Annotated in this window: 1 protein-coding gene; it reads left to right on the top strand. The window is 61.8% G+C overall.

The genetic code is table 11. From position 1 onward, the window contains the following. On the top strand, positions 1-325 hold a 325-nt coding region (locus EN852_RS37720; protein ID WP_135879831.1), incomplete at both ends, for a HAMP domain-containing protein.

The following is a 325-nucleotide window of genomic DNA, read 5'->3' as shown; positions in this document are numbered from 1 at the left end:
GCGCTTGGCCGCCGAGCTTGCCTTCTGTGCCCACCTCGCGGGCAACGCGCGGGTGAAGGGCGTGGCCGGCACCTGGAAAGACCTCACTGACAACGTCAACGCCATGGCGACCAATCTCACTGGGCAGGTCCGCAACATCGCCGAGGTCACCACGGCTGTCGCGTCAGGCGACCTTTCGAAGAAGATTACCGTGGACGTGAAGGGCGAAATCTTGGAGTTGAAAAACACCATCAACACGATGGTAGACCAGCTCAATTCATTCGCCTCGGAAGTCACACGCGTGGCTCGCGAGGTCGGTACCGAAGGCAAGCTCGGCGGGCAGGCG

The sequence above is a fragment of the Mesorhizobium sp. M2E.F.Ca.ET.209.01.1.1 genome, assembly GCF_004010375.2.
Classification (GTDB): Bacteria; Pseudomonadota; Alphaproteobacteria; order Rhizobiales; family Rhizobiaceae; genus Mesorhizobium.
Note: the sequence above shows the minus strand (reverse complement) of the source record. Positions and strands in the feature narration are given on the sequence as shown.